Here is an 8,394-nt window from a genome sequence, read left to right as displayed (position 1 = left end):
GCTTCCGCGGCCCCTGAGCCGTCCGGTCCTTGCGGATCTTGAAGTCCATCGCATCCCCTGAACTGGGGTGTTGCGACAACCACTAGAACCTAAGCAGTCGCCGGAGGGGGCCTTCGCGTTGGTGTCCGGCAGGCCCGGGAGGGCCCTCCGGACGCCGGGTGGTGCGTCAGTGGGCGCCGGCGGACTGGGTGGCACCCGGGGTGGCGGAACCGGACGGTGCGGGCGTACCGGTGGTGGCCGGGGCGGCCGGGGTGGTGGTGCCGGCGGCCGGGGTGGTCGCGGCGGTGGCGCCCTTGGTGGGCGCGGCCGCCGGGGCCGGCGTCGGGCCGAAGCCCTTGTAGAGGCCCGCGTTCGGGCTCACGCCGGCCTGGGCGTCGACCTTCTGGCCGTCCTTGAAGGTGAACGAGGTGGGGGTGAAGCCGCCGACCTGGACGCCGACCGAGGCGACCTTGGCGGACGGGTTGCCGGTGCCACCGATCGCCACGGCGCCGCCGGCCGGGACGACGATGGTGGACAGCGGGGCGCCCGCGGCGTCGGAGAACGCGGCGGTGGCACCGTTGCCGACGGTGATGGACTGCAGCTCCGCCGGGGTGCTGCCCGTGTTGGCGATGTTGACGGTCACGTTGGCGGGACCGTTGTGCTCGCCCGAGGACTCGTCCCCGGTGACGACCACGATGTTGTTCAGCCGAAGGTTCGTTCCGAGGGTTGCCGCCGCGTTGTCGGGCTTGACCTGCAGCGTGTCCGGCGTGTTGCCGGCGGCGCAGGACGACAGCGAGGCGATGGCGATGGCGGCGATGGCGGCGATGCTGCCGCGTCGAAGGCTGCGGCTCACGGCGGCGGCTTCTCCTAAGTCAACGTGTCGATAGGTCAGGTCTCAGATTATCGACCTCACTTATGCGCTCCTCACGGGGTGGTCCCCGTGTCGCACTCCCGGGGTTCGCGGGGCGGCCGTCCGGCCGCACTTGTGGCGTGTCCGGGTCACTCTCGGGACAAGCTTCGACCAAGATCGAATAACGATGTGGATACGGCCCGATAAACGGTGAAAACCCAAGATCCAATCATGGTTTCCAGGGTGTTGCGCAAGGTTTCGCCGAACGCTGGAACCGCCTCCGACCTGCGGGAAGCCCTCCTCGAACACCGGTCGCAGCACGTCATGGGGGTCCTTGTCAAGCCCCGAGACCGGCCCTGACCTGCGAAAACGCCCTTCGGGTGCGCTGAAAAGCGTGTTATTCTGGAAAGCCACGGAAGGGGTCCTGTCACATGACGTTCAAGGTTGGCGACACGGTGGTCTACCCCCATCACGGGGCCGCGCTGATCGAGGCCATCGAAATTCGCCAGATCAAAGGTGTGGACAAGACCTACCTGGTGCTCAAGGTGCAGCAGGGAGACCTGACGCTCCGCGTGCCCGCTGAGAACGCGGAGTTCGTCGGCGTGCGCGATGTAGTCGGCCAGGAGGGTCTGGACCGGGTCTTCGAGGTGCTGCGCGCACCGTACACCGAAGAGCCGACCAACTGGTCCCGTCGCTACAAGGCGAACCTGGAGAAGCTCGCCTCTGGCGACGTTATCAAGGTCGCCGAGGTTGTGCGCGACCTCTGGCGCCGTGAGCGCGAGCGCGGCCTCTCGGCCGGCGAGAAGCGGATGCTCGCGAAGGCGCGCCAGATCCTCGTCAGCGAGCTCGCGCTGGCGGAGAACACCAACGAGGACAAGGCGGAGACGCTGCTCGACGAGGTGCTGGCCTCGTAGCGCAGTCGGGCTGCCGCCCACCGCTCACAGCGCCCGGTGTCGGCGCGCCGCTCCCAGGACGAAGCGTCCCGGGGTGGTGCAGTGGCACTTCGGGCGCTGAGGCGTGTCCGGACGACGCCCCCGCCCCGAGCCGGTCCAGGCCCGGCAAGACCGTTTTCCGTCCTGCAAGACCGATTCTGCGGGATTGTGCGGCGGACGGTTGGACCGTAATTCTTCGGAAGGGGCCCGTAGCGCCCGCCGGGCACGCCAAGGCCATACCCACTTCTCCGAAGGAGTGAAACCTGAACGCCTCAGCAGCAGTCGCAGCAGCAGTGGTGCCCGCCGCCGGACGCGGTGAGCGGCTGGGGCCCGGTGCCCCGAAGGCCCTGCGGGAACTGGGCGGCGTGCCGCTCCTGGTGCACGCCGTGCGGGCGCTGGCCCGCAGCCGGGCGGTCGGCCTGGTCGTGGTCGCCGCGCCCGCCGACGGGGTGGCCGAGGTGGTCGCCCTGCTGGACAGCCACGGGCTGGACGGCAAGGACATCCGGGTGGTCGCCGGTGGCGCCACCCGCCAGGAGTCGGTCCGGCTCGGCCTGGCCGCGATCCCGGCCGAGGTGGAGATCGTCCTGGTGCACGACGCGGCCCGCCCGCTCGTCCCGGTCGAGGTGGTGGACGCGGTGGCGGCCGCCGTCCGGGCCGGGGCCGGGGCGGTGGTGCCCGCGGTGCCGCTGGCCGACACGGTGAAGCGGGTCGAGCCGAACCCGGGCCGCCCCGAGCCGGTGCTCGACACGCCCGACCGGGCCACCCTGCGCGCGGTCCAGACCCCGCAGGGCTTCGACCGGGCCACCCTGGTCGGGGTGCACGCCAAGGCGCTGGCCGAGGAGGCCGCGGGCGCCGCCGACGCGCCGCCGGTCACCGACGACGCGGGCCTGGTGGAGCGCTACGGCGGCCAGGTCGTCGTGGTGCCCGGCCACGAGGAGGCGTTCAAGGTCACCCGTCCACTGGACCTCGTGCTCGCCGAGGCCGTACTCGCCCGCCGGAGGGCCGCCGATGCCTACTGACCCGCTGACGCCCGCCGACCGGGCCCCGGCCCCCGTGCTGCCGCGCGTGGGCATCGGCACCGACGTGCACGCCTTCGAGGCCGGCCGCCCGCTCTGGGTGGCCGGACTGGAGTGGCCGGACGCCGGGGTCGGGCTCTCCGGGCACTCGGACGCCGACGTCGCCGCGCACGCGGCCTGCGACGCGCTGTTCTCGGCCGCCGGGATCGGCGACCTGGGCGCGCACTTCGGCACCGACCGGCCGGAGTGGGCCGGCGCGTCCGGGGTGAAGCTGCTCGGTGAGGCGGCCCGGCTGGTGCGCGCGGAGGGCTTCGAGATCGGCAACATCGCGGTCCAGGTGGTCGGCGTCCGGCCGAAGATCGGCAAGCGGCGGGCCGAGGCGCAGGCCGCGCTGTCGGCCGCGGCCGGCGCGCCGGTGTCGGTGTCCGGCACCACCACGGACGGCCTGGGCCTGACCGGTCGGGCCGAGGGACTGGCCGCGATCGCCACGGCCCTGGTGTACGAACGGCGTTGAGCCGGGCGCGGTCGGCAGGGCCGGAATGGGCGGGCCCTGACGAGTGTTCACCCGGCGTGGCGGTGGATCGGTCGGTAGTGTGCGGTTTCGGGCCCGGGCGGGGCTTCCCCTCGGGCCGTACCGCCGACGATGAGAAGAGGTTCTCGATGGGCGTCGAACTCTCAGGCCCCGCCAAGGAATTGCTCGACCGCAAGAGCTTTGCCGTGGTGTCCACGATCCAGCCCGACGGCAGCCCCCAGTCCTCGGTCGTCTGGGTCACGCGGGACGGCGACGACATCCTGTTCTCCACCGTCCAGGGCCGCCGCAAGCACCTCAACCTGGTGCGGGACCCGCGCATCTCGCTCGTGGTCAACCCGCCGGAGAACCCGTACGAGTACGTCGAGGTGCGCGGCTCGGCGACGATGACCACCGAGGGCGGCCGGGAGCTGATCAACGAACTGTCCCGCAAGTACCGCGGCGAGGAGTACGGGTTCGACGGCCCGGACGACGTCCGGGTGGTCGTCCGGCTCAGCCCGCGCAAGGTGGTCGGCAACATCTGACCGGCCCGCGCGGCCCGTGGTTCCCCGGGAGTGCTGCATATCATTCCCGGGGAATGTCGCGGGGCACCCCCTCCTGCCCACTACGCTTGACGCTGTGAGCATTCGCCTGTACGACACCAGCACCCGCCAGGTACGCGACTTCGTCCCGCTTGTACCGGGTTGTGTCTCGATCTACCTGTGCGGCGCTACCGTCCAGTCGGCGCCTCATATCGGGCACATCCGGTCCGGGCTCAACTTCGACATCATGCAGCGGTGGTTCGCCTACCGCGGCTACCAGATCACCTTCGCCCGGAACGTCACCGACATCGACGACAAGGTGATCGCCAAGGAGCGCGAGTTCGGCATCCCGTGGTGGCAGATCGCCTACGAGAACGAGCGGGCGTTCAACGACGGCTACACCGCGCTCGGTTGCCTGCCGCCGACCGTCGAGCCGCGGGCCACCGGACACATCCCCGAGATGGTCGAGATGATGCGGGGGCTCATCGAGAAGGGCCACGCCTACGCGGCCGACGGCAACGTCTACTTCGACGTGAAGTCGTACCCGGAGTACCTCGCGCTCTCCAACCAGAAGCTCGACGACCTGCGCCAGCCCGAGGGCGAGGGCGAGACCGGCAAGCGGGACCAGCGCGACTTCGCGATGTGGAAGGCCGCCAAGCCGGGCGAGCCGAGCTGGGAGACCCCGTGGGGCCGCGGCCGGCCGGGCTGGCACCTGGAGTGCTCGGCGATGGTCCACAAGTACCTCGGCCCGGCCTTCGACATCCACGGCGGCGGGCTGGACCTGATCTTCCCGCACCACGAGAACGAGATCGCCCAGTCCAAGGCCTACGGCGACGCCTTCGCCAGCTTCTGGGTGCACAACGCGTGGGTCACCATGGCCGGCGAGAAGATGAGCAAGTCGCTGGGCAACTCGGTGCTGGTCTCCGAGATGGTCCAGCGCTGGCGTCCGATCGTGCTCCGCTACTACCTGGGCACCCCGCACTACCGCTCGATGATCGAGTACAGCGAGGACGCCCTGCGCGAGGCCGAGGCCGGGTTCGGCCGGATCGAGGGCTTCATCCAGCGCACCGTCGAGCGCTGCGGGGCGGTCGACGCCGCCCCCGAGGTGCCGCCGGCCTTCGCCGAGGCGATGGACGACGACCTGGGCGTTCCGCAGGCGCTCGCCGTCGTGCACACCGCCGTCCGCCAGGGCAACAGCGCCCTGAACGCGGACGACAAGGAGAACGCGGTGGCGCGTCTGGCCGAGGTCCGTGCGATGCTCGGAGTGCTGGGTCTCGACCCGCTCGACCCGCAGTGGGTCGGGGCGGAGCGCGGCGAGCCTGGGACAATGAAGAGCATGCACGGTGTGGTCGACTCGCTGGTCCGCCTGGTCCTGGACCAGCGGCAGGCGGCGCGTCAGCGCAAGGACTTCGCCACCGCGGACGCCATCCGCGACCAGCTCGGCCTGGCCGGGCTGGTGATCGAGGACACCCCGTCCGGCCCGCGCTGGACGATCAACAGCCAGTAACCCCATCTGACGATCGGGGTGAGGGTGGGCCGTACCGGACCGGTGCGGCCCTCCCGCATGACGTAGCGCATGCAGTCGGCCGCCGCCGGACAGAACGGGGCGGCCGGGCATGCCGGACAGACAGGAAGTACAGCCATGGCCGGCAACAGCCAGCGCAGGAACCGCCGCAACCCCGGATCGAAGAAGGGCGCGTCTGTCGGTACCGGCGGCCACAGCCGGAAGGCGCTCCAGGGCAAGGGCCCGACCCCGCCCGGAGCGGAGCGCAAGGGCCACCCGAAGCAGCGCGCCGCCAACGCCGCGGTCAAGCGCGAGCGGGACGCCAAGGCCCGCGCCGGCATGCGCCGCGCCGGCGGCGCCGGTCGCGGCGGCCGGGGCGGTGCGGGCAGCGCCGAGCTCGTCTTCGGCCGCAACTCGGTCGTCGAGGCCCTTCAGGGCGGCGTCCCGGCCACCGCGCTGTACGTCCAGCAGTTCGTCGACACCGACGACCGCGTCCGCGACGCCTTCCAGGCCGCCAACGACCGCGGCATCCCGCTGATGGAGGCCCCGCGCCCGCAGCTGGACCAGATGACCGGCGGGCTCAACCACCAGGGCCTCGTGCTCCAGGTGCCGCCGTACGAGTACGCGCACCCCGACGACCTGCTGGTCGCGGCCTCCGACTCGGGCCAGGACGCGCTGATCATCGCGCTGGACGGCGTCACCGACTCGCGCAACCTCGGCGCCGTGGTCCGCTCCGCCGCCGCCTTCGGCGCGCACGGCGTGGTCATCCCCGAGCGCCGCGCGGCCGGCATGACCGCCGGTGCCTGGAAGACCTCCTCCGGTGCGGCCGCCCGCCTGCCCGTCGCCCGGGCCACCAACCTCACCCGCACCCTGGAGGCCTACCAGAAGGCCGGCCTCATGGTGGTCGGCCTGGCCGCCGACGGCGAGGCCGAGCTGGGCGACCTGGAGCTGCTGACCGGCCCGGTGGTGATCGTCGCGGGCAGCGAGGGCAAGGGCCTGTCCCGGCTGGTCTCGGAGACCTGCGACATGCGGGTGCGGATCCCGATGTCCGGGCTGACCGAGTCGCTGAACGCCGGTGTCGCGGCGGGCATCGTGCTCTACGAGGCCGCGCGACTGCGCGCCAAGCGCTGAGCACAGCCGGTGTGCGGGGCGCAGGGGAACTTCTGAATTCTCCGCAATCCGAGTGAAAAGCGATCGGGCCCGACCAGGCCCGATCGCTTTTCTCATGATCATTTCAAGTATGCGCCGGACATCCACTCGGGAGAGTGTCCTAAGCGGTGGTCACCCGGTTAGACGGGCGTGGACACCAGAACACCTCGGCGCCCCCTGTTCGGCGGCGGCAGCACCGGGATAGACGCGGGCCCCGGCCTTGACACGGTCAAGGTGCCGTCCGACCCCGCGCGCCTCAGCATCACCCAGGCGAGCTTCCGGCTCCGGCTCGGCGCCCCGGTGGCGCCGCTGATCGAGGCCCCGGCCGGACTGCTGTCCACCGGCGCCGCGTTCGGCGACCCGTACGCCAACCAGGGCCTGATCCGCCGTCCGCTGGTCACCCCGCAGGTCGTCGTGCCCGCCTCCGCCGTCCCGGCGCTCGCGGGGGCCGCCGGGGGCGGTGCGCCGCGCCGCAAGGGCCGGGTCACCGCCGTCACCTGGACCGGGCAGGCGCCCCCCGGGGACCTCGCGGCCACCCAGCTGCTGGACGCCGTCCGGCTCACCGGCTCCGGGCCCGACGGCGGCGGCCCGGGCATGTCGGACACCCGGGTGATCCCGTCCTACTCGGGCGCCCGGACCGTCCCGCGCCAGCCGCGGGAGGGCGCCGGCACCGCCACCGACGCGGGCATCGGCCCGGTCGGCGCACCGCAGGGCTGGACCCCGAGCGGCGAGCTGCCCGAGGTCTCCGCGACGGCCGCCGAGGGCAAGCCGCCCTGGTACCCCGGCCGCCGGGTCGACCTCGGCCTGGTCCTGCTGCCGCTGCGCGCCGTCCTCGGCTCGCTGTCCGTCTACGCCGGGTTCAGCAAGCTCTGCGACCCGGTCTACTTCGACGGCGGCGAGCGCGGCTCGATGATGCGCTGGCTCGCCTCGCTGCACCCCTGGAAGGTCGCCGAACCGCTGCTGGCCTTCGCCATGGCGCACCCGGTCGGTGCCGGCCTGGTGGTGTCGTTCACCCAGGTCGTGGTCGGCGTGCTGACCGTCCTCGGCCTCTGGCAGCGGCTCGCGGCCGGAGCGGCGATGCTCCTCTCCGCCGCGCTGCTGTTCACCGTCAGCTGGCGGGCCGTACCGGTCTACGACACCCCCGACCTGATCTTCCTGGCGGCCTGGAGCCCGCTGCTGATCGCCGGAGCGCCGTTCGCCTCCCTGGACGGGCGGCTCAACCTGGAGGCCTGGCGGCGCTACGGCGCCGACGCGCCCGCCGCGCTGCGCCGCCGGGTGCTGCGCCGCGGCACGGTGGTCACCACGGTCGTGGTCGGGGCGACCCTGCTGCTCGGCTCGATGCTCGGCGCGGCGGTGCGCACCGGGGCCCGGACGCACCAGGCGCCGGCCCGTCCGGCCACCGACTACGGCACGCCGGTCTGGCCCAGCGGCGCCCCGACCGGCACCCCGGGCGGCCAGGGCTCGTCCACCTCGCCCTCGCCCGCCCCGCGCCCGGCCACCCCCACACCGGGCCCGACCACCCCGCCCTCCTCCGCCCCGGCCACCCGCCCGGGCAGCCCGACGCCGAGCGGCAAGGGGCACTCCGCCAAGGCGGAGACCGGGGCCGGCACGACCCCGTCCCCCGCCGCGCCGTCCGCCGCCGCGCCGTCGGCCGGTTCCTCGCCCGCCCAGCGCAGCACCCCGGCCCCCGCCGGAACGGGGGCGGCGTCCAAGCCCAGCCCGAGCTCCGGGGCGAGCCCCGGGCTGCTCGGCGGGGTGCTGGGCAGCGGCCCGCTCGCCGACCTGTCCGGCGGCGCCCGCTCCTCCCGTCCGGGGGCGCCCACGTCCACCTGACGGCCCGCGGACGCGAGCGGACGGGGGCTCCGAGGAGGGAGGAACCGGTCGATCGTCGTGGGGCGGGGGGGGCGGGGGAGC

The 8,394-nt window shown here is 73.1% G+C and carries 8 protein-coding genes; 7 read left to right on the top strand and 1 reads right to left on the bottom strand.

The window, feature by feature from the left end; all coding sequences use genetic code 11:
* Positions 1–166: 166 nt before the first annotated feature.
* Complete coding sequence (locus tag ACFVX9_RS25920) at positions 167–832, bottom strand: DUF461 domain-containing protein (protein ID WP_387983664.1); 666 nt, start codon at positions 830–832, stop codon at positions 167–169.
* 428 nt (positions 833–1,260) lie between these two features.
* Between ACFVX9_RS25920 and ACFVX9_RS25915 the strand changes: the two genes are divergently transcribed.
* From ACFVX9_RS25915 to ACFVX9_RS25885, 7 genes are all read left to right on the top strand, one after another.
* Positions 1,261–1,743: a CarD family transcriptional regulator gene (locus tag ACFVX9_RS25915; protein ID WP_030244332.1), complete on the top strand. Its 483-nt coding sequence runs from the start codon at positions 1,261–1,263 to the stop codon at positions 1,741–1,743.
* Between the two features lie 311 nt (positions 1,744–2,054).
* Positions 2,055–2,780, top strand: coding sequence for a 2-C-methyl-D-erythritol 4-phosphate cytidylyltransferase (gene ispD / locus ACFVX9_RS25910; RefSeq protein WP_107452910.1), 726 nt, complete (start codon positions 2,055–2,057; stop codon positions 2,778–2,780).
* Positions 2,770–3,291: a 2-C-methyl-D-erythritol 2,4-cyclodiphosphate synthase gene (ispF, locus tag ACFVX9_RS25905; protein ID WP_350878367.1), complete on the top strand. Its 522-nt coding sequence runs from the start codon at positions 2,770–2,772 to the stop codon at positions 3,289–3,291. Before ispD ends, ispF begins: the two co-directional genes overlap by 11 nt.
* Before the next feature lie 146 nt (positions 3,292–3,437).
* Positions 3,438–3,830 carry a PPOX class F420-dependent oxidoreductase gene (locus tag ACFVX9_RS25900; RefSeq protein ID WP_063348796.1) on the top strand — a complete coding sequence of 131 codons (393 nt, stop codon included), beginning with the start codon at positions 3,438–3,440 and terminating at the stop codon, positions 3,828–3,830.
* A gap of 94 nt (positions 3,831–3,924) precedes the next feature.
* Positions 3,925–5,334 (top strand): cysteine--tRNA ligase, encoded by a 1,410-nt coding sequence (gene cysS, locus ACFVX9_RS25895; protein ID WP_380378032.1) that lies wholly within the window; start codon positions 3,925–3,927, stop codon positions 5,332–5,334.
* 135 nt (positions 5,335–5,469) lie between these two features.
* Complete coding sequence (gene rlmB / locus ACFVX9_RS25890; protein WP_380378030.1) at positions 5,470–6,462, top strand: 23S rRNA (guanosine(2251)-2'-O)-methyltransferase RlmB; 993 nt, start codon at positions 5,470–5,472, stop codon at positions 6,460–6,462.
* Positions 6,463–6,714: 252 nt separating this feature from the next.
* Positions 6,715–8,313, top strand: a complete 1,599-nt coding sequence (locus tag ACFVX9_RS25885) for a DoxX family membrane protein (protein WP_387983662.1) — start codon at positions 6,715–6,717, stop codon at positions 8,311–8,313.
* The last annotated feature ends 81 nt before the right edge of the window (positions 8,314–8,394 follow it).

Source organism: Kitasatospora sp. NPDC058243, from assembly GCF_042882025.1.
Taxonomy (GTDB): domain Bacteria; phylum Actinomycetota; class Actinomycetes; order Streptomycetales; family Streptomycetaceae; genus Kitasatospora.
This window is presented reverse-complemented; position numbering and strand designations above follow the sequence as displayed.